The 25,040-nt window shown below is 71.7% G+C and carries 15 protein-coding genes; 4 read left to right on the top strand and 11 right to left on the bottom strand.

Features of this window, described 5'->3' with window-relative positions; all coding sequences use genetic code 11:
* Positions 1-264 precede the first annotated feature (264 nt).
* The 6 genes from P3T35_RS05130 to pulA form a co-directional block, all read right to left on the bottom strand.
* Complete coding sequence (locus P3T35_RS05130) at positions 265-1,296, bottom strand: alpha/beta hydrolase-fold protein (RefSeq protein WP_280704365.1); 1,032 nt, start codon at positions 1,294-1,296, stop codon at positions 265-267.
* 244 nt (positions 1,297-1,540) lie between these two features.
* Complete coding sequence (locus tag P3T35_RS05125) at positions 1,541-2,827, bottom strand: ROK family transcriptional regulator (RefSeq protein ID WP_101380025.1); 1,287 nt, start codon at positions 2,825-2,827, stop codon at positions 1,541-1,543.
* A gap of 105 nt (positions 2,828-2,932) precedes the next feature.
* Positions 2,933-3,271, bottom strand: coding sequence for a P-II family nitrogen regulator (locus tag P3T35_RS05120; RefSeq protein WP_101380026.1), 339 nt, complete (start codon positions 3,269-3,271; stop codon positions 2,933-2,935).
* A gap of 92 nt (positions 3,272-3,363) precedes the next feature.
* A complete protein-coding gene (locus tag P3T35_RS05115) occupies positions 3,364-4,485 on the bottom strand; it encodes a transcriptional regulator (RefSeq protein WP_101380027.1) in 1,122 nt (373 codons plus the stop codon).
* Between the two features lie 99 nt (positions 4,486-4,584).
* Positions 4,585-5,973 (bottom strand): helix-turn-helix domain-containing protein, encoded by a 1,389-nt coding sequence (locus tag P3T35_RS05110; protein WP_101380028.1) that lies wholly within the window; start codon positions 5,971-5,973, stop codon positions 4,585-4,587.
* A gap of 324 nt (positions 5,974-6,297) precedes the next feature.
* The gene (gene pulA, locus P3T35_RS05105; protein WP_280704358.1) at positions 6,298-11,772 is read right to left on the bottom strand and encodes a pullulanase-type alpha-1,6-glucosidase; all 5,475 of its coding nucleotides are present in this window, start codon (positions 11,770-11,772) and stop codon (positions 6,298-6,300) included.
* 393 nt (positions 11,773-12,165) lie between these two features.
* On the opposite strand from pulA, the gene P3T35_RS05100 reads away from it, so the two are divergent.
* Complete coding sequence (locus P3T35_RS05100) at positions 12,166-13,131, top strand: phosphatase PAP2 family protein (RefSeq protein ID WP_101380030.1); 966 nt, start codon at positions 12,166-12,168, stop codon at positions 13,129-13,131.
* A gap of 72 nt (positions 13,132-13,203) precedes the next feature.
* Here P3T35_RS05100 and P3T35_RS05095 read toward each other — a convergent pair whose 3' ends face one another.
* Both P3T35_RS05095 and P3T35_RS05090 read right to left on the bottom strand, forming a co-directional pair.
* Positions 13,204-16,245, bottom strand: coding sequence for a bifunctional [glutamine synthetase] adenylyltransferase/[glutamine synthetase]-adenylyl-L-tyrosine phosphorylase (locus tag P3T35_RS05095; RefSeq protein ID WP_101380031.1), 3,042 nt, complete (start codon positions 16,243-16,245; stop codon positions 13,204-13,206).
* Between the two features lie 188 nt (positions 16,246-16,433).
* On the bottom strand, positions 16,434-17,501 hold the full coding sequence (locus P3T35_RS05090; protein WP_143676789.1) for an LPXTG cell wall anchor domain-containing protein: 1,068 nt from the start codon (positions 17,499-17,501) through the stop codon (positions 16,434-16,436).
* Positions 17,502-18,306: 805 nt separating this feature from the next.
* On the opposite strand from P3T35_RS05090, the gene P3T35_RS05085 reads away from it, so the two are divergent.
* Entirely contained in the window at positions 18,307-18,573 is a 267-nt protein-coding gene (locus P3T35_RS05085; RefSeq protein WP_143676790.1) for a hypothetical protein, read from the top strand.
* Positions 18,574-18,628: 55 nt separating this feature from the next.
* On the opposite strand, the gene P3T35_RS05080 is transcribed toward P3T35_RS05085, so the two are convergent.
* The gene (locus tag P3T35_RS05080) at positions 18,629-19,573 is read right to left on the bottom strand and encodes an AraC family transcriptional regulator (protein ID WP_101380034.1); all 945 of its coding nucleotides are present in this window, start codon (positions 19,571-19,573) and stop codon (positions 18,629-18,631) included.
* A gap of 112 nt (positions 19,574-19,685) precedes the next feature.
* On the opposite strand from P3T35_RS05080, the gene P3T35_RS05075 reads away from it, so the two are divergent.
* Positions 19,686-20,540 carry an NmrA family NAD(P)-binding protein gene (locus tag P3T35_RS05075; protein WP_101380035.1) on the top strand — a complete coding sequence of 285 codons (855 nt, stop codon included), beginning with the start codon at positions 19,686-19,688 and terminating at the stop codon, positions 20,538-20,540.
* Positions 20,541-20,674: 134 nt separating this feature from the next.
* Here P3T35_RS05075 and glnA read toward each other — a convergent pair whose 3' ends face one another.
* On the bottom strand, positions 20,675-22,036 hold the full coding sequence (gene glnA / locus P3T35_RS05070; protein WP_101380036.1) for a type I glutamate--ammonia ligase: 1,362 nt from the start codon (positions 22,034-22,036) through the stop codon (positions 20,675-20,677).
* A gap of 238 nt (positions 22,037-22,274) precedes the next feature.
* On the opposite strand from glnA, the gene P3T35_RS05065 reads away from it, so the two are divergent.
* Complete coding sequence (locus P3T35_RS05065; protein ID WP_101380037.1) at positions 22,275-24,002, top strand: NAD+ synthase; 1,728 nt, start codon at positions 22,275-22,277, stop codon at positions 24,000-24,002.
* Here the strand turns inward: P3T35_RS05065 and P3T35_RS05060 are convergent, their stop codons facing one another.
* Positions 24,003-25,037: an endonuclease/exonuclease/phosphatase family protein gene (locus tag P3T35_RS05060; protein ID WP_101380038.1), complete on the bottom strand. Its 1,035-nt coding sequence runs from the start codon at positions 25,035-25,037 to the stop codon at positions 24,003-24,005. It abuts the gene before it with no gap.
* Positions 25,038-25,040 lie beyond the last annotated feature (3 nt).

Here is a 25,040-nt window from a genome sequence, read left to right as displayed (position 1 = left end):
TCACTGGCGCCGCGCTGGGCGGGGACGGAAAGCAAATGCGGCTGCATGGCACTCTTCTCGGCACTCAGGGCGGACTCTGGAGGGACCTGGCGTCGGCGCCCACCCGCTGGTCGGGAAGCGCGATGCCGTGGCCCACAGCGTGTCCGCAGTCGATCAGAACCGAATCAATGCTGGATTGCCGTGCAGGTCAGAGGCCATACGGGGACGAAATAGGGCGGTGCTGACGAGATGTCAGCACCGCCCGTTCGTCGGTCGCGGCCAGGGTCAGGGAGCGGACGGCCCCGCCATGTTCTTGGTCAGCCACTGCAGGGTGTCCGGGATCATCTTCTTGAAGTGCGAGGTGAGGTGCTTGCCGCCGGGCTGCTCGTAGTAGTCGATCTTCAGCGGCGGCGCGGCCTTGGCCACCCAGTTCTTGACCAGCTTCACCTCGTCGGGGGTGGCGCCGCCCGCGGTGGCCAGCATCCGCACGTCTGCCTTGGACTGGCTGACCAGCACATCCGGGCTGTTGGCGAGCCGCTCGGCCTCGTGGCCCTTCCAGAACGAGGAGTCCGGGTCGAAGTAGCCGTCGATCGGCACCGCGGCCTTGTACTGATCGGGGTGCTGCATGGCCAGCTTGGCGCTGCAGAACGCGCCGGTGGAGGCGCCCATCAGCCCCCAGCCGTCCCGGCTCTTCAGGGTTCGGAAGTTGGCATGCACGAAATCCGGCACGTCCTGGGTCATCCAGGTCTCCATCTTCGGCTGGCCGGGGATGTCGCTGCAGTCCAGGGTCTGGTGCTCGTTGGACACCAGGTTCTGCACCGGCATCACCATGATGAACGGGGCGGCCTTGCCCTGCTTGACCAGTTGCTCGTCCTCGACCTGGATCGGCAGCTGGTCGTCGGTCCAGGTGTTGTAGCCGTTGCTCTGGCCGCCCGCGTAGAGGGTGAGCACCGGGAAGCCGTAGTCGGCGTACTTGGGGTCGTTGTACTCCGGCGGCAGCCAGATCCAGACCTTGGCCGTCACACCGGACTTGGGCCCGGCCAGCGTGGTCATCATGATCGGGCCGGCCGCGGTGTCGCGGGCCTTGGTCAGCTGGGTGGCGGGCCCGGTGGGCATCAGCACCTTGGAGTCGCTCGCGCTCGGCGAGGCGCTCGGCCGGCCGCCGGCCGCACCGCTCGGTGCGGCCGAGCCGTTCGGCGACGCTGCCGCCGAGGCCCCCTTGGCCGCGTCGGCCGCCGGCTTCTTGCCGTCGTCGGAACCGCCGCAGGCCGTGAGCGCGGTGGCCAGGGCCAGGACGACGGCGGCGGACGAAAACACACGGGAACGACTGGGGCGCGGCTGCACGGTGGGCGGACTTCCGGCTGGTGGGTGGATGCCCGGGCCGAACGAGCCCGGGCCGCGCCGGCCCGAGACCGGGCGGCGACTTGTGCAGATCTTATGACGACGCCGGGGCCCGCAGCGGTTCCGACCGAGCGGACCATCAGTCAATCTTCGGTGCGGCCTTGGCAGCGCGGCCGCGCCTCGTCCGACCGCCCCCAGGACCCTCGGACGACGGCTCGGGTCACAGCAGTCCGAGCGAGCTGAACGGCTCGGTGATCACCCGCTCCAGCACCGGCACGGCGGAGGAGCGCACCAGGGTCCGGGCGCCGAAGTCGGCGGGCACGATGTCGGCGGCCACCGAGGGGCCGCGATGGCTGCGCTGGGCGACTTCGGCGCGCAGGTCGTCCAGGTACTCGTCGGCGACCAGGATCCCGCCGGCCAGCACCACCCGGCTCGGGTTCACCAGGTCGACCAGGGTGGCGATCGCCCGCCCGGCCCGGCGGGCCCGGCGGCGCAGCAACTCCTGGGCCCGCTCGTCGCCGCTGCCGGAGCCGGCCGGGCGGGCGTTCGCCACCAGCCGCTCCAGGTCCAGCGAGCCGCTGGTGCCGGACCGCCCCGCCGCATCCAGCAGACCGGCCGCGCGGGCCTCGGCCAGCAGCGCGATGTCGCTCGCCGCCACGCTCAGGCAGCCGGTCCCGCACTTCGGGCAGCGAACTGACGGGTCATCAGTGGCCGGCAGGTGCTCGATCCCGCCGGCCGCCGCCCCCGGACCGCGGTGCACGGTGCGGTCCACCACGATCGCGGCGCCCAGCACATTGCCCAGGAACACCAGCACGAAGTCGTCGACCTCGCGCCCGACGCCGAACCACAGCTCGGCCCGCGCGATCGCCCGCACGGTCTGCTCCAGCACCACCGGACCGGGCAGCCGGTCGCCGAACTCGGCGAGCAGCGGCACATCGCGCCAGCCCAGCGGGCCGTGCTCGACCACCAGCCCGCTGGCGCCGTCCACCCAGCCCCCGATGCTCACCCCGGTGCCGACCAACCGCCGCTCGCCCAGCCGCTCCCGCAGGAACGTCCCGATCGCCTCCGCCGCCCGCCCGACCAGCTCGCGCGGGCCGAGCCGAGCGGGGTCGGCCGGATGCACGATCTCGCGCTCCGCGATGATCCGACCGCCCAGGCCGACCAGGCCGAAGGTGGTGCGCAGCAGGTCGATGTGCACCCCGAGCGCCACCGTGTGCTCGCCGTCCACCCGCAGCGGCACCCGTGGCCGCCCCTGGGTCGGCTCGGCCGGCGCCAGCTCGGCCAGCAGGCCGGCCTCGATCAGCACCGCGGTCAGCTTGGTGACGCTGGGCGCCGACAGCCCGGTGTGCCGGACGATCTCCGCCCGCGACACCGGCCCGTAGGCGAGCACCGCACGCAGCACCGCCGAGGCGTTCCCCTGCCGCATGTACTCGGCCCGCTGCCCGGTGGTGATCAGCCCCTGGGGCCGCTGCTTGCGCTGCTCCCGCTGCGCACTGCGATCGGTCACGATGGTCGCCCTCCTCCCCGGCACTCTATTGCTGCCCCGCGGCGCTCATCCCGCCCCTGTCCAACTGGTCGTCCCACTGGGTCACTTCACGGCGTCCGCCGGCGCTCAGATCGCGTCCGGCCCGCGCTCCCCGGTGCGGACCCGGATCAGGGTGTCGACCGGGAGGGCCCAGACCTTGCCGTCGCCGATCCGGCCGGTGCGGGCGGCCTGCACGATGGTGGCCATCACCCGTTCGGCGTCGTCGTCCTCCACCACGGTCTCCAAGCGCACCTTGGGCACCAGGTCGACTCGGTACTCGGCGCCCCGGTAGACCTCGGTGTGGCCGTGCTGGCGGCCGTAACCAGTGGCTTCGGTGACGGTCAGGCCGTGCACGCCCAGCTCCTGCAGCGCGGCCTTGACCTCCTCCAGCTTGAACGGCTTGAGGACGGCGGTGATCAGCTTCATACCGCGTGATGGTAGGCGCTCGATGCTCGATTCGGCCGCCCCCCAGGCCCTTTACAGTTCACTTGACCCCGATTGACATCGCCGGACGGCGGTCAGGAGAGTGCCCGCCGCCGTCCGGACACCGGTACGGGGGCGGCGGGCAGGCCCAGCACGGTCAGCGCGGTCTGGTAGGCCGTCATCGCCTCCTCCGCCTGCTGCCGTTCGGCCCAGACGTCGCCGAGCTGGCGCCACAGCACGGCGACCGGGCGGGCCGACGCCGCCCGCCCAAGCAGCGCCGCACAGCCGCGCAGCTCCGCCTCCCCCGGCCCGTCCTGGCCGGCCAGCAGCCGGGCCCTGGCCGCGGCCAGGGCGAGTTGCGCACGGTAGTACCAGTGCGGCTGCCCACCCCCGTCCAACCGGGCGCGGCCGCGCGCCACCCAGTCCAGCGCCGCGTCCGGCTCGCCGAGTTGGACCAGCGCCTCGGCGTGCAGCGCCATCGCGAACACGGCCTCGTGCAACTGGGCGTGGTCCGCCAGGATCGGATGGGCGGTGGCGAGCAGCTCGACCGAGCGGCACGGCTCGCCGCCGGCCAGCAGCACCGTCGCCAGGTTCACCCGGAGCATGCCCTGGTGCCGCTCGTTGTCCGCCTCGGCCATCAACACCAGGGCCCGCTCGGCCAGTTCGAGCGCATCCGCGAGGCGGCCCTGCTCCCGGGCGATCACCGAGCGGTTCCACTCCACCGCGCCCCGGGCCACCCGCGAGTCGGCGCGCTCGGCGAGCGGCAGCAGTTGCTCGGCCAGCAGCTTGGCCGAGGTCAGGTCGCCGCGCACCACGTAGCACCCCATCAGGGTGGAGCCGAGCTGCAGGTGCTCGTGGATCGGCTCGGCCTCGGCGGCGGCCAGCTCGCGCAGCGCCCGCTCCCCCAGGTCGATGCTCATCGCATGGTCCCCGACGTCCCGGTAGCAGCGGCACAGCGCCACCGTCAGCAGCGCCCAGTCCGCGCTGCCCGGCACGGCCTCGGGCGCGACCAGCAGCTCCCGGTACTCGGTGATCGCCTCCTCCAGGCGTCCCAGCTTCTCCAGCGCCCAGGCCTGTCCGCGGTGGGCCCGCCAGGCGGTGGCCGGGTCGGGCGGCGGGTCCGCGGCCAGCACCCGTCTGAAGACCGCCAGCGCCGCCGTGTCCCCGCCGGTGCGCAACGCCAGTTCGGCGAATGCGGTGTCCAGCCGAAGTGACACGGTTCCCCCCAAGGTGACGGGCCACCGACGCCGCGGGCACCGGCGGTCCGCCCCAGGCTACCCGTCAACTCCCGTTCCAACCATGGGCGTCAAGACCGACTACCGGTGAACTTCGTGAGCGCTCGGCAGGGCAGGGCGCAGCGCCGCGGGCAGCGGCGCGGCGCCGGACAGCCCGGCCGCGGCGAGTCCCTGGCGGTAGGCCCGCATCGCCGCCTCGGAGTCCTGGTTGTTCAGCCACAGGTCGCCGAGCGCCCGCCAGGCCTCGGCCAGATCGCGCCCGGCGGCCAGCTGGGGGCCGTCCAGCAGCCGCTCGGCGGTGCGCAGCGAGGCGGCCGCCTGATCCGGGCGGCCCTGCAGCCGGCGGGCCTCGGCCAGTTGCAGCCAGGCCCAGACGCAGACGCCGGTCGGCTCGGTGCCGGCCAGCTGCAGCGCGCGTTCGGCGTGGGCGGCTCCCTGGGCGTACTCGCCGAGCATCACGTCGGCCCGGGCCAGGCTGAGTTCGCAGCCGGCCCGGTCCAGTCGGCGGCCGTGCAGGGCGAGTTCGCGGCCGGCCGAGGCGAGGTAGCTCTTGGCCCGGTCCGGCTCCGGCATCGGCCCGTCCAGCAGTAGCGAGCCGTAACCCGCCTTGAGCAGCCCGAGGCAGCGGGCCACGTCGTCCTCGGCGGGCAGCGCCAGGGCGCGTTCCGCCAGGGTGAGGGCGAGCGCGGTGTTGCCGACCGACTGGGCGCGGCGGCTGGCCGCTTCGAAGGCGGTGGCGCGCACCACGGGGGTGGCCGGCTGCTCGGCCTGCGGCAGCAGCCGGTCGGCCAGGCAGCGGGCGGCCCGCAGGTCGCCGTTGCGGTGGTGCGCCTCGATCAGCACCACGCCGAGGCCCAGGTGGTCCTCGGTGGGCTCGCTGAGCACGGCGTCCAGCCGGGCCAGGGCGTGCTCGCCCGCCTCCACCGCGCTGTCGGGCTCGCCGGCCAGCAGGTGGCAGCGGCAGAGCGAAATGGCCAGCCGCAGCCACTCCACCGAGCCGGGCCCCAGCACGGTCTCCCGGTAGAGCCGGTGCAGCTCGCCGAGCGCCTCGCCGGGCCGGCCGAGCCGCTCCAGCGCGTCGGCCCGGGCGATCATGGCCCGCCGCAGGGTGGGGCCCTCGGCGGGCGGCTCCTCGGCCAGCACCGCCTCGCAGGCCGTCAGCGTCCGCTGGTAGTCGCCCTCCCGCAGGGCCAGCTCGCCCATCGTGACGCAGAGCAGCAACTCCCGTTGGCGTTCCCGCTCCTGGCTGCTCTCCCGCCCGGTGCGCAGGTACTCGACTGTGCAGCCTAGTTCGCCGGCCAGTCGGCGCAGGATCGCCGGGGTGAGCGGCCGCTTGCCGGACTCCAGCAGCGACAGGTAGCTGACCGAGAGGCCCTCGCCGGCCAGGTCGCTCTGTTTGAGCCCGCGCTCGCGGCGCAGATCGCGAAGGCGGCGGCCGATCTCACTGGTGGCGTCCTGCCCCGATTCCATGCGCGTCCTTGCGTTCGAGTTGTCACAAGCCGGGTCGACCGCGTGCGCGTAGGCCCGTCGGCGGCGGGTGTGCGCGCAACTCGCCGTCGGCCGGCGGGGCGACCCGAAGCCAACTTGACTCCATTGTTTACAGGATTGACAACGCCACTCCAAGTCCGCCGGAGCATCAATTGACAGAAAGTCGGGCCCGTTATCCGGACCCGACTTCCTCAATTAGTGCTGATCAGCGGCCCGATCAGCGGCGACTCCAGTTCTGCCGCCTGCCGAGACGGCTCGCGATCGGTCGCCGACTTGGTACTCGGCTGGTGCCGACTTGATACTGACTCACTGCTGAACGAACACCGCCACCGTGCGTGCAGGAACTGTGAAGATCCCCGAATCCGACTGGAAAACGGCCTGCTTGACCACCGAATCGGCGCCGCCGGCCTGGACCGGGTGCAGTTGCTCGGCGGTGCCGCGCAGCGCGTCCACCCGCTGGGCCTGGGTGACCGGGGTGGCGTTGAAGACCACCGTCAGGCCGCGCTCGGCGCCCGGCAGGCCGGTGCCGTCCAGGTGCATGGTGATCACGCCCGGCACCTCGCCCGCCGTGCCGGAGAGCGGAAAGCTCAGCCGGCGCTGCACGTCCGCCGCGGTGGGCAGGGCGAACAGCGGGGAGGACTGCTTGATCCGGAGGAACTGGCGGTACTGCTCGGCGGTCGTGCTGATCTGCGAACAGCCCATGGTGAGCGCCGAGTTGTCCAGCAGCGCGGCATCGGTGGGCCACATCGACCGGTTGTCGGCGGCCGGCGGCAGCCCGTGGCCCCAGCCGTTGCCGTCGGCGCACTGCCAGTGGATCGCGTTGAACCAGTCCCCTGAGTTGAAGGAGTTGCTGTCCAGCGACTTGGAGCGGAGCAGGTCACTGCCGGCCACCGCGAAGCCGGGACCCTGGGTGAGCGCCGTCAGCGACAGGCCCAGCGCCTGCATCCGGGCCCGGTCGGCGGGGCTGGTGCCGGTCGGCAGCTTGTAGGCGAGCGCGTCGAACAGGTCGGTGTTGTCGTGCGCGTCCAGATACTCCACCGCCTCACCGGGGTTGGCCGCATAGCCGGTGGGCGAGCCGTTGTAGTCGACCTGCGCGCCGGTGACCGCCTTGCCGGAGCTATCGGTGAACGCGTAGCCGGCCAGGTTGCCGCTCAGACCGACCTTGATCTGGTCCATCTGGTGCAGCAGCGTCGACTTCTGCTGATCCGAAGTGCTGTTCGCCGCATTGCCGTTGGGGTCGGTGAACAGCCCCGAGGCGAAGCCCTGCTGCGGCGCGGAGGAGAGCATGAAGGTGCCGCCCCGCCCGGCGTCGCGGATCCGGTCGTTGAACGTGGCGATCCCGGTGCCGGCCATGTTCAGCTGGGTGGCCTGCTCGAACCGGGAGTTGTTCGCCACCACGCCGAAGTTCCAGCCCTCGCCGTAGAGGAACTCCGCGGCGCCGTCCACCCCGTCGTGCTGCGGGGTCAGCTTGTGCAGGGCCGACTGCACGTCCAGCATGGTCGACTTGGGATCCAGGCCCATCAGGTCGAAGCGGAAGCCGTCCACCTTGTACTGGCCGGCCCAGGTGGTCACCGAGTCGACCACCAGCTTGTTCATCATGGTGTGCTCGGGCGCGGTGTCGGCGCAGCAGCTGTCCGTGGTGACGGCACCGGTGTCGCTGAGCCGCTGGTAGTAGCCCGGCACGATCCGGTCCAGCACCGAGTGCGGGTCCTGCCCGGCGGCCGCCGTGTGGTTGTAGACCACGTCCAGCACCACCCGCAGGCCGGCCTGGTGGATCGCCTGCACCATCTGCCGGAACTGCACGGTGCGTTGGACGCCGGTCGGGTCGGTGGCGTAGGCGCCCTCCGGGACGGTGTAGTGCAGCGGGTCGTAGCCCCAGTTGTAGGCGTCCTGGTCGGCGACGGTGGCGATGCACTCCTGCTGCTTGGGGCTGTCCTTGGGCAGCGCGGCCAGATCGCACGGCGGCAGCTTCTGGTCGGCGGCCGGCGGGATGGAGGCGATGTCGAAGGTGGGCAGCAGGTGGATGGTGGTCACGCCGGCCTTGGCCAGCTCGCGCAGATGCTGCATGCCGGCCGACTGCGACTCGGTGAAGGCCAGGTAGGTGCCGCGTTCGGCGGCCGGCACGGTGCCGTCCGCCGCCGAGAAGTCGCGCACGTGCAGTTCCTGGATCTGCTGCTTGGTGGGCGGCACCGGCGCCGGAGCCCGGTCGGTGTCCCAGCCGGCCGGTTTGGTCGAACGGTCGGTCAGGTCGGCGACCAGGCTGCGCTGCGAGTCCGGGGAGAGCGCCACCGAGTAGGGGTCGGTCACCAGGTTGGTGACCAGCTGCTGGACGCTGGGCGCCCAGACCTTCACCTGGTACTGGTAGTACTTGCCGGCCAGTTCGGACCGGCTGCCGGTGAGTGACCAGATGCCGGTGGCGTCGTCACGCTTCAGCCCCACCGTCCTCGGAGTGCCGCCGGTCGGGCCGTCGTAGAGCTGCACGGCGACGTCGGCCGCCGTGGGCGCCCAGAGCGCGAGGGTCACCCGGTTGTCCTGGTAGACCGGGCCGAGCTTGGCCTGCGCGGCCTTGCCGCCGTACAAGTCGTCCAGCACGCCTGGCAGTTGCACGCCGGTGGCGGCCGGCACGGCGCCGTTCGGCAGGTGCTCGGTGAAGACCAGCTGACCGCGCAGCGCCTGCGGGATCCGCTTGGCGTCCCGCGGGTCGACGCTGAAGGCGCGGTAGCCGGCCAGGTTGGGGTACTTCTTCTTCTGGGCGTCGGTCAGGCCACCGGCCACCGGGTTGAGCCGCAGCCAGTAACCCGGCTTGCTGAGCACGCCCTTGTCCAGAGTGATCCCTCCCTCCGGGTCGTAGACCAGCTGGGCGCTGGTGCCGCCCTGCAGCGCTGCGTCACCCGCGCCGTAACCGGCGGGTACCGCGACCGTCGAGGCGTCCAGCCACTGCGCCTTCGCCGTGCTCAGATCCAACTGTGCGCTGCTGGTGGCGACTTCGGGCAGCAGATAGCCCTCCTGACCACCGAGCACCCAGACCTCGCTGCCATAGGTGGCCAGGCTGAGCGACTGGTCGTCGGGCAGGTCCTTGGTGTCGCCGTTGTGCAGGATGTAGCTCAGGCTGGTGGCGCCGGCGGCCAGTGGCACCTCGAAGACGTCACCGAAGGCGTCCTGCCGGGCCGGCGGAAGCGGGTGGGTCCAGTCGGTGGGCGAGGCGGCACCGGTCCAGACGTGCAGGCCCCAGCCGGCGTAGTTTCCGTCGGCCCGGTGGTAGTGGATCACCGCGGTGCCGGCCGCCGGCGTCGATGTCGGCCCCGGATCGGTCGTGTAGACGGTCGGATCGCCCTCCTTCACCCACACCTCGCCGGTGCTGCCGACGTCGATGTGGCGGTCGGCCGCGACGTCCTTGGTGCCGTTGTTCTCCACGATGAAGCCGACGTCGGAGGCGGAAGGGTTCAACTTGACGTAGGCGAAGGCGCCGTAGGCGTCGCGGCCGATGAACGGGTGCCCCGCGGGCCAGGTGGTCTGCTCGCCGTCGGCGATGTCACCCCAGGCGTAGAGGTTCCAGCCGTCATAGTTGCCGTCCTTGCGCTGGTAGTGCACCACCGCGTACGGATGCGAACCGGCGGTCGGCGGCGGCTGCGGGGCCGGGGTGCCGGTGGTGAAGCTGCCGGTGGCCGCGCGCAGATGGCCGGCGTCGTCCGCGACCACCGCCTTGAAGCGCACCACGGTGCCGGGGGCCACACCGGACAGGTCCTGGGTCACCTTGTCGGCGCCGGAGTCCGAGGTGCCGAGCAACTGCCATGGGCCGTTGCCGATTTGAGCGGCATAGCCGACCCGGTGGAAGCCGTCGCCGGACACCTGCGCACCCAGGGTGACCTGGCCGGTGCTCCCGTCGGCCGGCATGACCGGCGTGATCGCGGGTGCGGCCGGGGACGGCGCGAGCTTGGCGTCGGCCTGGTACACCACCGAGGAGAGCGGCGGCACCGTGACGGTCAACTGCCGGTCCGCACCGGTAGTGAGCCTCCCCCGGCCGCCGGCCGGGAGGTACCCCTGTCCGGTGGCCGGGTAGATCCGGTCGAAGCCCATGTCGGCCGAGTAGGTGCCCAGTTGGACGGTCTGCGGGGTGGTCGCGTTGTTCACCGCCACCAGGTACTCGACCTGCTGCTTGGCGTCGATCCGGGAGAAGGCGTACACCCCGGGCCCGTTGGCCGCGTACCGCTGGATCTGGGCGCCGTCCGCCAGCGCCGGGTTGGCGGCGCGCAACTTGGCGAGGTCGGAAATGCCCTGGTAGAGCGGCCCGTTGGTGCCGTAGCGGTCCATCGAGCCGGAGGTTGCGCCGATCACCGGGTCGGCCGCGTAGGAGGCCGTCTTGGTGGCGAACATGTCCTGGCGGGCGTCCTTGTCACCGCCCGGCCCGGTGAAGCCCTGCTCGTCGCCGTAGTAGACGACGGGCTGGCCGCGCGTCAGGAATTGGAGCTGGTCGGCCAGTTGGTCCTTGGCCAGCAGGGTGCCCTGATCGGCACCCGGGTTGTCGGCGAGCAGGAACGAGCCGATCCGGCCCATGTCGTGGTTGCCGGTGAAGGTCGGCAGCTCGTACGCGTTGGTGTCGGCCGTGGTGTAGCGGTAGTCCTGCGCGTACAGGTCGGCCAGCGCCTGCGCCGAGCCGCCCTGTGAGACGTAGCGCCGGGACGCGTCCTGGAACGGGAAGTCCAGGGTGGCCTGCAACTTGCCCTTGGTCACGTAGGGCGAGGTGACGGCCGGGTCGGCGGAGTAGACCTCGCCGAACATGAAGAAGTTCTTGTTGCCCTGCTTGGCCGCGAACTGCTTGAGCGCGGGCGCCCATTGCTGCCAGAACGCCATGTTGACGTTCTTGACGGTGTCGATCCGGAACCCGTCGACGCCGGTGGTGCGCACCCAGTCCTGGTAGACCTGCTCGAAGCCGCGCACCACGCGCGGATCCTGGGTGTCCAGGTCGTCCAGGCCGGAGAAGTCGCCCTCGGTGCCGGACTCGCCGGCGAAGGTGGAGTCGCCGCGATTGTGGTACAGCGTGGGGTCGTTGAGCCAGTCCGGCTTCTTCACGCCGGGCTGGGTCACCACCGGGGTGTACGGGAACGAGTCTGGCGTCAGATCCGGGTAACCGGCCGTGTGGTTGGCCGCGTTGGCATCCGCGATCGCGGTGGTGTCGACGGGGGCGCCGTTCTTGTCCAGCACCGGGTAGGCGCCGGTGGAGCGGTAGGCGTGGCTGCCCTCGGCGTAGTCGATGACGTCCGCGGTGTGGTTGGTGATGACGTCGAAGAAAACCTTGATCCCGCGCTGGTGCGCCTTCGCTATCAGCTCCTTGAGCTGGTCGTTGGTGCCGAAGTGCGGGTCGACCTGGGTGAAGTCGGTGATCCAGTAGCCGTGGTAGCCGGCCGAGGCGGTGTCCCCCGTGCCCTGCACCGGCTTGTTCTTGAAGATCGGCGCCAGCCAGATCGCGGTGGTGCCCAACCCCTTGATGTAGTCGAGCTTGTCGATCACGCCGGCGAGGTCGCCACCGTGGTAGAAGCCCTTGTCGGTGGGGTCGAAGCCGTTCTGCATCCGGGTGCCGGTGATGCCGCCGGTGTCATTGCCCTGGTCCCCGTTGGCGAACCGGTCGGGGAGGACGAAGTAGTACTGCTCCCTGGTGAGGTCGTGGCGGTCGGCCTGGCCGGCCACGGCGCGGTCCGACGGCGGGGCCGGGGCGGCGGCCGCCGCGGGCAGCGGGGAGACCGCGCCCAGGGCGGCGGCGGTGAGTGCGACGGCCAGCAGCACCCCTGTCCGGCTCCGTCTCCTTCTGGTGGCGCTCCTGGGGTAGCGCGGAACAGCGGGCACAGCGGCTCCCTTGCCGGGCTCGTCGTCGTTCGGGTGGCGAGGACGCTAGCGGCTGAAATATCTTTCAGCAAGATGCGGAAAGGACAATCAGCCACCTGTCCGGAATCCCCAAGCCCCTTGCCCCGCAAGGACCCTGCCTGGCCGGGCCCCCGGCGACGGCGTAACAATGGAATCCATGTGTGTTCCTCCGACGCGTCGCCATCGGGCGTAGCGTGCCGACTCCCCCGTCCCGACTGGGGGTGGTCACCTAGTACCGCGGGAGGACAGCCGGTGACGAATCCACGACCAAAGGATGATCGGACGGCCACAGAACGTCTGGCAGACTCTTCCCCCATGGGGGAATCGACCATCCATGTGCCAGGCGGCGACCACACCGCCGCAGCCCGTCACGGCGATTCCGTTCAGACCCCGGGCGGCCCGGCCGCCGAGGCCGCGGACGGAACCGGCGGCAGCACGGCCGTCAGTTCGGCCGGCTCGCTGCGCCACCGGATCGCCCGCGCCCGCCGCCGCCCCAAGCGGCCCCGGCTCTGGTTCGAGATCGCCCTGATGGGCATCACGTACTGGCTGTACAACATCGTGCGCAACGCGATCCCGCAGCAGGACGCGATCGCCCAGCGGCACGCCACCTGGGTGTGGCACACCGAGCAGGACTTCGGCATCTCCATCGAGCGCTGGGTCAACCACACCCTCGACAAGGTGGGCTGGCTGATCACGGGGATGAACTACTACTACGCCACGCTGCACTTCATCGTGACCCTCGCGGTGCTGATCTGGCTCTACCGCAGCCACCCCGGGCGGTACGCGGCCGCGCGCCTGGTGCTAGCGGTCACCACGATCATCGCCCTGGCCGGGTTCTACCTCTTCCCGCTGGCACCGCCCCGGCTGATGAACGGCGGTGGCTTCGTCGACACCGTGATCACCCACCACACCTGGGGCTCCCTGGCCTCGGGCGCGGCGGCCAGCGTCACCAACAAGTACGCGGCGATGCCCTCGATGCACATCGGCTGGTCGATGTGGTGCGGGCTGAGCATCTTCTTCCTGGCCGAGCGCACCTGGGTGCGGGCCCTGGGCCTGGCCTACCCGGCCGCCACCCTGGTGGTGATCATCGCCACCGCCAACCACTTCTGGATGGACGCGGTCGGCGGCGCGACCTGCCTGGCCATCGGCTTCCTGGTCGCCCGGCTGGTGTACCACCGCTGGGCCTTCCAGTTCCCGCAGATCCCGGCTTCCTGGCAGGCCGAGGCCGGCACGCTGCCGGAGCAGCGGCCCACCCCGGTGCGGGCCAAGGTCTCCCGCTGAGCCGCCCGTGACCGCCCAGCCGCAGGCGGGTCACCCGTAATCAGCCGCGGGCCGCGTCACCCGTAGGCGCCGTCACCCGTAGAAGGCCCGCTCGACCACCGAGCGCGCCCGTCGGGTGAGCCGCCGGTAGTCGTCCACCAGCTCGCCGGTGCGGCCCGCACCGTACCCCAGGTAGCGGGCCACCCCCGCGAGCTCGCGCGGTTCGCTGGGGAAACTGTCCCCCGGGCGGCCGCGCACCAGCATCACCGCGGACCGCACCCGGGAGGCCAGCACCCAGGCGGTGTCCAGCACCTCGCCGTCCTCCGCGTTCAGCAGCCCGGCCCGGACGGCGGCCAGCAGCGCCTGCCTGGTCCGGGTGGTGCGCAGTCCGGGCAGCTCATGGCCGTGCCGCAGCTGGAACAGCTGCACCGTCCACTCGACGTCGGCCAGACCACCCCGGCCGATCTTGGTGTGGGTGGTCGGATCCGCCCCGCGCGGCAGCCGCTCGTTCTCGATCCGCGCCTTGATCCGCCGGATCTCCCGCAGATCGGTCTCGGACACCCCCTCGGCCGGGTAGCGCATCGGATCGATCAGCTCGACGAACCGCTCCCCCAGCTCCTGGTCCCCGGCCACCGGCTCGGCCCGCAGCAGCGCCTGGCTCTCCCAGACGTGCGACCAGCGCTGGTAGTACGCCCGGTAGGAGCCGAGGGTACGGACCAGGGCGCCCTGCCGCCCCTCCGGCCGCAGGTCGGCGTCGACCAGCAGCGGCGGCTCGGTGGCCGGGGCGGCCAGCAGGGTGCGCAGCTCGTTGCAGACCGAGCGGGCCGCGGCAGCCGCGTCGTGCTCGGTGTCCGGCAGCGGCTCGTGCACGAAGAGCACATCGGCGTCCGAGCCGTAGCCCAGCTCATGGCCGCCGAACCGGCCCATCGCGATCACCGCGATCCGGGCCGGCAGCGGCTCCCCGTGCTTGCGCTCCCAGTCCGCGACGCAGCCGGCCAGTGCGCCGGACAGGGTGGCCGCGTTGAGATCGGTGAGCGCGTTGGAGGCCAGCTCCAGCGCCTCGGCCCCACCCTCAGATGTCGCTGCGTCGCCGAACCGGCCGAGCAGATCCCCGGCCGAGGTGCGGAACAGCTCGCGGCGGCGCACCGAGCGGGCCGCCGCCACCGCCTGGGCGGCGCTCGGCGCCCGCCCCACCGCCGCCATGATCTCGCCCTCCAGCGCCTGGCGGCCGCGCGCCTCCAGACCGCGCGGATCGCCCAGCAGCGCCACCGCCTCCGGCGCCCGCAGCAGCAGGTCGGGCGCCAGCCGGCCGGCCGACAGCACCCGGGCCAGGTCCTCGGCCGCGGCGCTCTCGTCCCGCAGCAGCCGCAGGTACCAGGGCGTGCGGCCGAGCGCGTCGGAGACCTGGCGGAACCCCAGCAGCCCGGCATCCGGGTCGGCCGAGTCGCTGAACCTGGCCAGCAGCACCGGCAGCAGGGTCCGCTGGATCGCCGCCTTCCGGCTGACCCCGCTGGCCAGCGCCTGCAGGTGGCGCAGCGCGGCCGGCGGGTCGGCGAAGCCCAGCGCCTCCAGCCGGGCCTTGGCCGCCTCGGGCGTCATCGCGGGCGTGCCCGGGGTGAGCGCCTCCCCGCCGGACAGGTTGGCGACCGCGGTCAGCAGCGGACGGTAGAAGAGCTTCTCGTGCAGCCGCCGGACCTCCAGCGCATGGCGCTTCCACTCCCGGTTCAGCGCGGCCACCGGGTCGGCCCGGGTGTCGTCGTTGATCATCGGGGCCAGCGAGCGGGCCAGCAGGCGCAGATCGGCCGGGTCGGTCGGCATCAGATGGGTGCGGCGCAGCCGGTGCAGCTGGATCCGGTGCTCCAGGGAGCGGAGGAACCGGTAGGCGCTGTCCAGCGCGGCGGCGTCGGCCCGGCCCACGTAGCCGCCGGCGGAGAGCGCCCGGAGCGCGGTCAGGGTGTTGCCGCTGCGCAGCTCGGGGTCGGTGCGCCCGTGGACCAGTTGCAGCAACTGGACCGAGAACTCGACGTCGCGCAGGCCGCCCGGGCCGAGCTTGAGCTGCCGGTCCACTTCGGTCAGCGGGATCGCGTCGATCACCCGGCGGCGCATCTGCTGGACGTCGGCGACGAAGTTCTCCCGCTCGGCCGCCTGCCACACCATCGGCGCCAGCGCCGTCACATAGGCCTCGCCCAGCTCGGCGTCGCCGGCCACCGGGCGGGCCTTGAGCAGCGCCTGGAACTCCCAGGTCTTGGCCCAGCGCTGGTAGTAGGCGAGATGGCTGGCCAGGGTGCGCACCAGCGGGCCGTTGCGGCCTTCCGGGCGCAGATTGGCGTCCACCGGCCAGATGGTGCCCTCCCGGGTGGTGTCCGAGCAGAGCCGCATCATCGCCGCGGCCAGCCGGGTGGCCGCCTGCAGTGCGCGGCTCTCCTCCACGCCCTCGCGGGCCTCCGCCACGAAGATCACGTCCACGTCGGAGACGTAGTTCAGCTCCCGGCCGCCGCACTTGCCCATGCCGATCACGGCGAGCCGGCAGGCGTCGGCGGCGGCCGGCTCCTGCTCGGCGGCGATCTGCAGCGCGGTGCGCAGGGTGGCGCCGGCCAGGTCCGCCAGTTCGGCCGCGGTCTGCTCGAAGTCGGCGGTGTCGCTCAGGTCGCGGGCGGCGATGGTGAGCAGGCAGCGCCGGTAGGCGGCGCGCAGCGCGTCGGCGGGCTCGGCCGGCGAGTCGCGCACCTGCTGCTCCAGCTCCTGGCGGAAGTCGGCGATGCCCGGGTGGATGTCGCGCAGCTCGAAGGTGACCAGCGCATGCCAGTCCCGGGGGTGGGTGGCCAGGTGGTCGGCGAGCGCGGCGGAGGCTCCCAGCACGCCCAGCAGCCGGTCGCGCAGCGGTTTGGAGGCGGTCAGGGTGTCGCGCAGGGCCTGCCGCTCGTCGTCCGGGAGCGCCTCCAGCAGGCGGGCCAGGCCGAGCAGCGCCAGGTCCGGATCGGCGGTGGCCCCGAGCGCGTCCAGCAGGATCGGGTCGTCCGCCAGGCCCACCAGCGCGGGTGCGCTCAGCCGGCGGACGGCGGCCTCGGGGTCGGTGAAACCCCGGCGGACCAACCGGTTCTCCGGTCGGCTGAGGCGGTTCCCGGCAGCGGACATGCGCCCTCCCGTCGCTCCGTGCGCTTGGCTCGATCATCTCGCACCTACCCGCGTCGATCACCCGGCGCACCTGCCGCAGTCGGCCGTCAGTGCGGGTCGGGAGTCGCCGGCGGGCATGCGTGCGGGGCCCGACCGGGTGGTGGTCGGGCCCCGCATCGGCCGTCAGGCCGGTCGGTACCTGCTGGTGATCAGTGCCGGTGCCTGCGCAGTCGGCGGGTCAGCATCAGCAGACCGCCGCCGCTCAGGACCAGCGCCAACGCGGAGCCGGCCAGCAGCGCGGTGCCGTTGACGCCGGTGTGCGGCAGCTCGTGGTGGCCCTGGGGCTGAGTGTGGTGGGGCTCAGGCGCCGACGGGACCGAGGCCGGGGGCGGGACGGGAGCCAGGGTGGGGGTCGGGGGCGGGACGGGAGCCAGGGTGGGGCTCGGGGGCGGTGTGCGGTCCTCCACGCGGATCTCGATGTGGGCCCTGCAGCGGACGTCGGTGGAGCCCTCCTGGCAGTCCGTCGACTGCGGCGACACGATGGTGTTGTGCAGGAACCGCTCGCCCGAGTACGGATCGTCGACCTGCACCTGGTAGGTGAACGAGCCCTCCTCACCGGCCGCCAACTCACCGGTCCAGGTGATCGTCCTGGCCGTCGGGTCGAAGGTCGCGGTCGGCACCGTCGAGCTCAGTGAACCGGCTACGAACGTGCTGTGCTGGAGCACCTGGTTCAGGTCGTCGGTGATGACGGGCAGGTCGTTGTCCGGGAACCGGTCGCTGCCGGAGTTGCCGAACCGCACGGTGTAGGTGACCAGTTCACCCGGCTTCGCCTGCTTGCGATCGGCCTCCTTGCTCACCGTCAGGCTCGGCGAGCCCAGGTCCAGGTGGCAGCCGTCCTCGGTGCCGGTCGGGCAGTTGCTGAACCCCGGGCCGGTCACCGCGTCCTTGAGGTGCTTGGGGCCGCTGTCCGGGTTGTTCGCGGTGACGGTGTAGACGATCTGGGTGCTGTCGCCCGGCTTCAGGTCGCCGACCCAGGTCAGGACCGGCGGCGCGTAGCTCAGCGTGCCGGTGCCGACATGGGCGTCGTCGTTGTACACGCCGTCCTGCAGATCACCGCTGAGGTCGTCGCTGACCACCGCGCCGGTGATCATCTGATTGCCGTCATTGGTGAGCGTGATGGTGTACGTGACCATCTCGCCGGGCAGGTAGTGGTCCCGGTCGGCGGTCTTGACGATCTTCAGATGGCACCGCTCCTGCCCGTCGGTACCCTGCTGCACGGGCGTCGAGCTCTGCTCGGGCGCGGGCGACGACGCGGCGTCGGACGCCGAGGGGCTCGCCTCGGCCTGCGGCGACGCGGGCGCGGACGCGGACGGCGACGCGGAGTCGGACGGAGCGTCGGACGCGGAGGCGGAGGCCGACGCCGAGTCAGGCGCGGAGGGCGAGTCGGACGCGGACGCCGACGCGGCGTCGGACGGCGACGCCGAGGCGGACGGCGACCCGGAATCCGATCCGGACGGCGACGCAGACGCAGAGTCAGACGCGGACGGGGACGCAGATGCGGACGGCGAAGCCGGATCCGAGGCCATGTCAGGCGCGGCGGCCGGCGCAGGCGAAGCCGAGGCCCGGGGCGCCTGCGAGTCCCCTGCCGCAGCCGAACCCACCAGCGCCACCCGGCCCGCGTGCCCGACATGCGCGCTGACCGGCAGCGCGGTGTACAGCAACCCACCACTGGCAGCACCGAGTGCCACGAGCGGGGCGATCCAGCGGCGTGCGCCTCTCATCGGCTCACCACCCCGCTCGCCGATTCCTGACGACTACTCACAGGGACTCCCTCACGACACCGAGCCAACAGTGACTCAGATCATGAGCAGCCCACGTCCGCTAATACGATGAGCACGCCGAGTGCCCGCCAAATATCCCCCGCCATTCACTCATCCCGCCTACACCACTCCTCCACATGGCATTCTGATCATCCACCAGAAGACGCCAACCGGCCCCGAGCCAGCAGGCTGTACCCGGCGAGCGGGCCTGGCGGTTGGGCGATGCCTACCGCTCCGTCACGGCCACACCTATGCTCTTCCGGTGATTGCAGCTGTGGTGCTCTTCGCAGTGGTCGGCGTCGTGATGACGACGGTGCAGGTCATCCGGAGACGGTGGCTGGATGCCCTGCAGGCCGTGATGGGCGTCGTCGTGGTCGAGTTGGCGTACGCCGGCATCATTCTGCGGCAGCACTGGATCGGCCTGGTAGCACTGGGCATCACCGTCGTCACAGCGATCGTGTTCCTCGTCATGAAGCAACGCGCGAAGCGGGGATCGCAGGAGGAACCGAGCGGAGACTCCCGCCCCTGAGCACCCGCATACTGCGCTCGCAGGCTGACCGGGCGAAGCCTCGGGCTGCCGGGTGTCAGTGGATGTGCGGGCCGCTCGGCTGGAGTTCCTTGCCGCGCGTCGACTCTCGTTGTCGCCAGGCGCCGGGTGGTTCGCCGTGGTGGCGGCGGAACGCGGCTGCGAAGGCGTAGGGCGAGCTGTAACCGACGCTGCGGGCGATGCTCGCCATGCCGAGGTCACCCGTGCGCAGGTGGTCCCTCGCCAGGGCCATGCGCCAGTCGGTCAGGTACTGCATGGGGGTCTGGCCCAGCACGTCGTGGAAGGCGCGTGCGAAAGCGGCTCGGGACAGGCCGCTGATCGCGGCGAGTTCGGGGACGGACCACCGGCGGCCGGCGTCCTCGTGCACCGCCTGGAGCGCGGGGCTCAGACGGGGGTCGACGGAAGCCCGGTACCAGCGGGGCGCGGTCGGGCTGCGGCGGAAGTCGGTGCGGATGGCGAGGACCAGGAGGACGTCCAGGAGCCGGTCGAGCACGGTGGCCTGGCCCGGTTCGGGGTTGGCCAGCTCGTGGGAGAGCAGGGTGATCACGTCCCGCAGCGGATCGCCGACGGCCGCCTGCAGGGTCAGGACCTGCGGAAGTGCCTCCAGCAGCCCGTTGCCGATGTCGCCGGAGAACCGGTAGGCGCCGCAGAGGAACACCGTCGCCCCCGGCGCGTCCGTCTCCCCGTCGTGAGCGTGCCGGGCCCGGAACTCCTCCGGTTCGAGGCAGTCGGTGCCGGGTGCGTGGCCGATGTAGTGGTCCGTGCCGCCGCGGACGAGGGCCACCTCCCCGGGCACGAGTTCCACCGCGCTCCCCGGGTCGTCGGCGGCGAACCACAGCCATGCCCGACCGCGGACGACGGTGTGAACGGACAACTGGATCGTGCCGGCCAGCCTCAGCCCCCACGGGGGCTCGGCGACCGTCCGGGCGAAGACCGCGCCGCCCGCGCGGGCCCGCGCCAGGTGATCACGCAGTGGGTCCATGCCACCAGTATCAGCAGCACGCCCATGGCGGGCAATGATCAGAGCGTTTGGCATAAAAGAAGGAGTGATTCACGCATTGATCCGCTCTTGTGGTCTCTCTCACGATGGAGGCATGACTGGATCACCGCACACCACGCTCATTCTCGGCGGCACCGGCCGCACCGGCTCGCTCCTGGCGAAGAGCCTCGCCGGGCGAGGACGGGACGCCCGCACCGCCGCCCGCCACGGCGCCGAGGTGCTGTTCGACTGGGACAGCCCGGCCACCCACGCCGACGCCCTGCGCGGCATCGACAGCCTCTACCTCGTGACGCCCGTCCTGCGGGCGAAGTACGTCGACCAGGTCGCGGCCTTCCTCGACCTCGCCGAGGCCGCAGGCGTACGCCACGTCACCTACCTGAGCACCTACGGCGCCGACGACGCCCCACCGCAGATCGACATCAGGGCCGTCGAAGCCGACCTCACCGCCCGAACGGGCATCACCCACTCCGTCGTACGTCCCGCCTGGGTGATGCAGAACTTCACCGACACCCACCTGCCCGTCATCAACGGGGCGATCACGGTTCCCACCGGCAGCGGGACCGAGGCCTTCGTCGACGCGGCCGACATCGCAGCCGTCGCGCCCGAGACGCTGCTCGCCCCCGAGGTCCACGCCGGCGCCCGGTACGCGCCCACCGGCCCGCAGGCCCTCACGGTCGGCGATGTCGCCGACATCATCGCCGCCGTGACCGGACAGCCCGTCACACACCAGGACCTCGACCCCGAGTCCTGGATCGGCGGCGCCGTCGCCGCCGGAATCGTCCCCGCCGACTACGCGGTGATGCTCCGTTGGCTGACCGGCACCGTCAGCAGCGGGCACGGCTCCACGCCCAACGAGGACGTCGAGAAGGTCACCGGTCGCAAGCCCACTGCCTTCCGGGAGTTCGCGCGGCGCAATGCCCACGCCTGGACCGCAACGGCGGGTGCGTAACCCCCGGGTACCCGCGCCGAGTCGCCGCGGGGAGAACTTCAAGCAGCCCGGCGTGATCGCAAAGGCCCCGGGACAGCGGAGGCGTTCCGCCGGCTCGGGGCCTTCTCGTGTGCGTGGTCGGCCTCTGAACCCGGTTACAGCACCTGCAGGTTCTTCCGCAGCTCGAACGGGGTGACCTCGCTGCGGTACTCCTCCCACTCCTGCTTCTTGTTGCGCAGGAAGAAGTCGAAGACGTGCTCGCCCAGCGTCTGGGCCACCAGTTCGCTGCGCTGCATCAGGTCGATCGCCTCGCCGAGGTTCTGCGGCATCGGCTGGATGCCCATGGCGCGGCGCTCGGGGTCGGAGAGGGCCCAGACGTCGTCGTCGGCGCCGGGCGGGAGTTCGTAGCCCTCCTCGATGCCCTTGAGGCCGGCGGCGAGGGTGACGGCGTAGGCGAGGTAGGGGTTGCAGCCGGTGTCCAGGGAGCGGACCTCGACGCGGGTGGAGCCCTGCTTGCCCGGCTTGTACATGGGGACGCGAATCAGGGCGGAGCGGTTGTTGTGGCCCCAGCAGATGTAGGAGGGGGCCTCGCCGCCGGCGCCGGCGGTGCGCTGGGAGCCGCCCCAGATGCGCTTGTAGGAGTTGACCCACTGGTTGGTGACGGCGGCGGTCTCGGCGGCGTGGCGGAGCAGGCCGGCGATGAACGAGCGGCCGATCTTGGAGAGTTGGTACTCGGCGCCGGACTCGTGGAAGGCGTTGCGGTCGCCCTCGAAGAGCGAGACGTGGGTGTGCATGCCGGAACCGGGGAAGCCGGAGAACGGCTTGGGCATGAAGCTGGCGTACACGCCCTGCTCCAGCGCGACCTCCTTCATGACCAGCCGGAAGGTCATGATGTTGTCGGCGGTGGAGAGCGCGTCGGCGTAGCGCAGGTCGATCTCCTGCTGGCCGGGGGCGCCCTCGTGGTGGGAGAACTCCACCGAGATGCCCATCGACTCCAGCATGGTGATGGCCTGTCGGCGGAAGTCGTGGCCGACGCCGCGCGGGGTGTGGTCGAAGTAGCCGGACTGGTCGGCCGGCTCCGGCACGGTGCCGTCACCCGGGAGGTTCTTCAGCAGGAAGAACTCGATCTCCGGGTGGGTGTAGAAGGTGAAGCCCTGGGCGGAGGCCTTCTCCAGGGTGCGCTTGAGCACGAACCGCGGGTCGGCGTACGACGGCGAGCCGTCGGGCATCAGGATGTCGCAGAACATCCGCGCCGTGCCGGGGGTCTCGGACCGCCAGGGGAGTATCTGGAACGTCGTCGGGTCCGGCTTGGCGATCATGTCGGACTCGTACACCCGGGCGAAGCCCTCGATCGCCGAGCCGTCGAACCCGATGCCTTCCTCGAAGGCCTGCTCCAGCTCGGCCGGGGCGACGGCCACCGACTTCAGGAAGCCGAGCACGTCGGTGAACCACAGCCGGACGAACCGGATGTCACGCTCTTCGAGCGTACGAAGCACGAACTCCTGCTGCTTGCCCATGGGGACAGTCTCACCTCTGCTCTTTACGTTCGTGTTACGTTCGCACCCCGCCTGCGAGCGTGATCACCGGACACCTGACCGACCAGTCCCCATCATCCCGGATCCCGACCCCAGCCGGGCACCCGGGACGCGGAACAGCTCGGGAACGGGGTGCGAACCGGTCGAACACCGAGGGCCCCCGGCGTCCATCAGCGCCCCTCACCCCCCATAGCGTCAGAACGACGATTACACTGGCCCCATGCCGAATCTGCGTCTTGCCCTGGCCCAAACCGACCCGCGGGTCGGCGATATCGCGCACAACACTGACGAGGTGATCCGCTGGTCCAGGCAGGCCGTGGCGGCGGGGGCGCGGTTGGTGGCGTTCCCGGAGATGGCCCTGACCGGGTACCCGGTGGAGGACCTGGCACTGCGGACGTCGTTCGTGGAGGCGTCGCGGGCCGCGCTGGTGGAGACCGCCGAGCGGCTCGCCGCGGAGGGGCTGGGCGAGGTCCCGGTGGTGCTCGGCTACCTGGGGCGCAAGCCGGAGACCTCGTCGCCGCAGAACTGCGCCGCGGTGCTGTACCGGGGCGAGGTGGCGCTGCGGTTCGCCAAGCACTTCCTGCCCAACTACGGCGTCTTCGACGAGTACCGCTACTTCGTGCCCGGCGACCAGCTGCCGGTGCTGCGGGTGGACGGGGTGGACGTCGCCCTGGCCATCTGCGAGGACATCTGGCAGGAGGGCGGCCGGGTGCGCGCGAGCGGCGAGGCCGGCGCCGGGCTGCTGCTGGTGGTCAACGGCTCGCCGTACGAGCAGGGCAAGAACGACGAACGGCTGGAGCTGGTCCGGCGCCGGGCCGCCGAGGCGGGCTGCACCCTGGCCTACCTCAACATGGTCGGCGGCCAGGACGAGCTGGTCTTCGACGGCGACACCCTGGTGGTGACCAAGGACGGCGAACTCCTCGCCCGCGGACCGAAGTTCGAGGAGGCGCTGCTGGTCATGGACCTGGAGCTGCCGACCGCCGACCACCAGGATCCGGACGGGACGGTCTACAGCGACGGCCTGCGCCTGGTCCGCCTCGACCTGGGCACCGCCCCCGTCGAGCAGTCCGAGCCGGCCCCGGCGCAGGACTTCCGGCTGCTGGACGACGAGGCCGAGATCTACGCCGCGCTGGTCACCGGCACCCGGGCGTACGTCCGCAAGAACGGCTTCAAGTCGGTGCTGATCGGCCTCTCCGGCGGCATCGACTCGGCGCTGGTGGCGGCCATCGCCTGCGACGCGATCGGCGCCGAGAACGTGTACTGCGTGTCGATGCCGAGCCGCTACTCCTCGCAGCACTCCAGGGACGACGCCGCCGAGCTGGCCCACCGCACCGGGCTCAACTTCCGTACCGTGTCCATCGCCCCGATGTTCGACGCCTACATGGAGTCGCTCGGCCTGACCGGTCTGGCCGAGGAGAACCTGCAGTCCCGGCTGCGCGGCACGCTGCTGATGGCGATCTCCAACCAGGAGGGCCACATCGTGCTGGCCCCGGGCAACAAGAGCGAGCTGGCGGTCGGCTACTCGACGCTGTACGGCGACTCGGTGGGCGCGTTCGGCCCGATCAAGGACGTCTACAAGACGCTGATCTTCCGGCTCGCCAAGTGGCGCAACGAGCTGGCCGAGCAGCGCGGCGAGACTCCGCCGATCCCGGAGAACACCATCCTCAAGCCGCCGAGCGCCGAGCTGCGCCCGGACCAGGTGGACTCCGACTCGCTGCCCGACTACGACCTGCTGGACTCGGTGCTCGACCTGTACATCGAGCACGACCTGGGCCGGGAGGCGATCGTGGCCAAGGGCTTCGACCCGGCCGTGGTGGACCGGGTCGGGCGCCTGGTGGACACCGCCGAGTACAAGCGGCGCCAGTACCCGCCGGGCCCGAAGATCTCCCAGAAGGGCTTCGGCCGCGACCGCCGGCTGCCGATCACCAACGGCTGGCGAAGGGGGTGATCACCGGTTGTAGCGGTAGTCGGCAGCGATCGCCCGGTGGTCGCTGCCGTCGGCCGGCAGCACCCGGGAGTCGGTGGGCTTCATGCCCCGGCTCATGATCTGGTCGATCCGCGCCATCGGGAAGTCGGACGGCCAGCTGAAGCCGAACCCGGAGCCGGCCGAGCCCTGGGCGGAGCGCAGCTGCGAGGTGACGGGGGCCAGGCTGCGGTCGTTCATGGTGCCGTTGAGGTCGCCGAGCAGCAGCACCTTCTGCAGCGGCTCGGCCTGGATCGCGTCGCCCAGCGCCTGGGCGCTGACGTTGCGCCGACCCGCCGTGAAGCCGCCGTCGAACTTCACCCGGACGGACGGCATGTGGGCCACGTAGACGGCTAGTGGACCCTGCGGGGTGTCCACCTGGGTGCGGAACGCCCGGGTCCAGCCGATCTTGATGTCCACCACCCGGGTGCCGCTGATCGGATAGCTGGACCAGAGCCCGACCGTGCCCTCGACCACGTGGTACGGATACTTGGCGGCCAGCCCGGCGGTGTAGACCTGCAGCGCCCGGCCGGTCAGCTCCTCCAGCGCGATGATCTGCGCGCCGGAGGAGTTGAGCAGCCGCACGGTGCCCGCCGGGTCGGGGTTGTCGGCCTCGACGTTGTGCTGCACCACGGTGAAGTCGCCCTTGCCGCCGCTCTTGTCCCCCAGCAGGCCGCCGAAGAGCTGCGTCCAGACGGCGACCGGCAGCAGCAGCACGATCAGTGCGGTCGCCGAGCGCCGCAGCAGCGCCAGGACCAGCAGCGGCAGCACCAGCAGGCCCGCCCAGGGCAGGAAGGTCTCGAAGAGGCTGCCGAAGTTGCCGAAGGAGTCGGGCACCAGCCGGTGGCCGGCCAGCAGCCCGGCCAGGGCGGCGGCGAGCACGGCGAGCACCCAGCCGCGCCGCCAGCAGTTCCGGCCGCGGGAGTCCGTCCCCCACCGCCATCGCCACCGGCCGGCCGGGGCCTCGGGAGCGGGCTGGTCGGCGTCCGTGGGCAGCCCAACCTGATCGGCCTGGGTCATCCG

This window comes from Kitasatospora sp. GP30 (assembly GCF_029892145.1).
GTDB classification, from domain to species: Bacteria; Actinomycetota; Actinomycetes; order Streptomycetales; family Streptomycetaceae; genus Kitasatospora; species Kitasatospora acidiphila.
The sequence above is the reverse complement of the archived record's forward strand: the minus strand, read 5'-3'. Positions and strand labels throughout refer to the sequence as shown.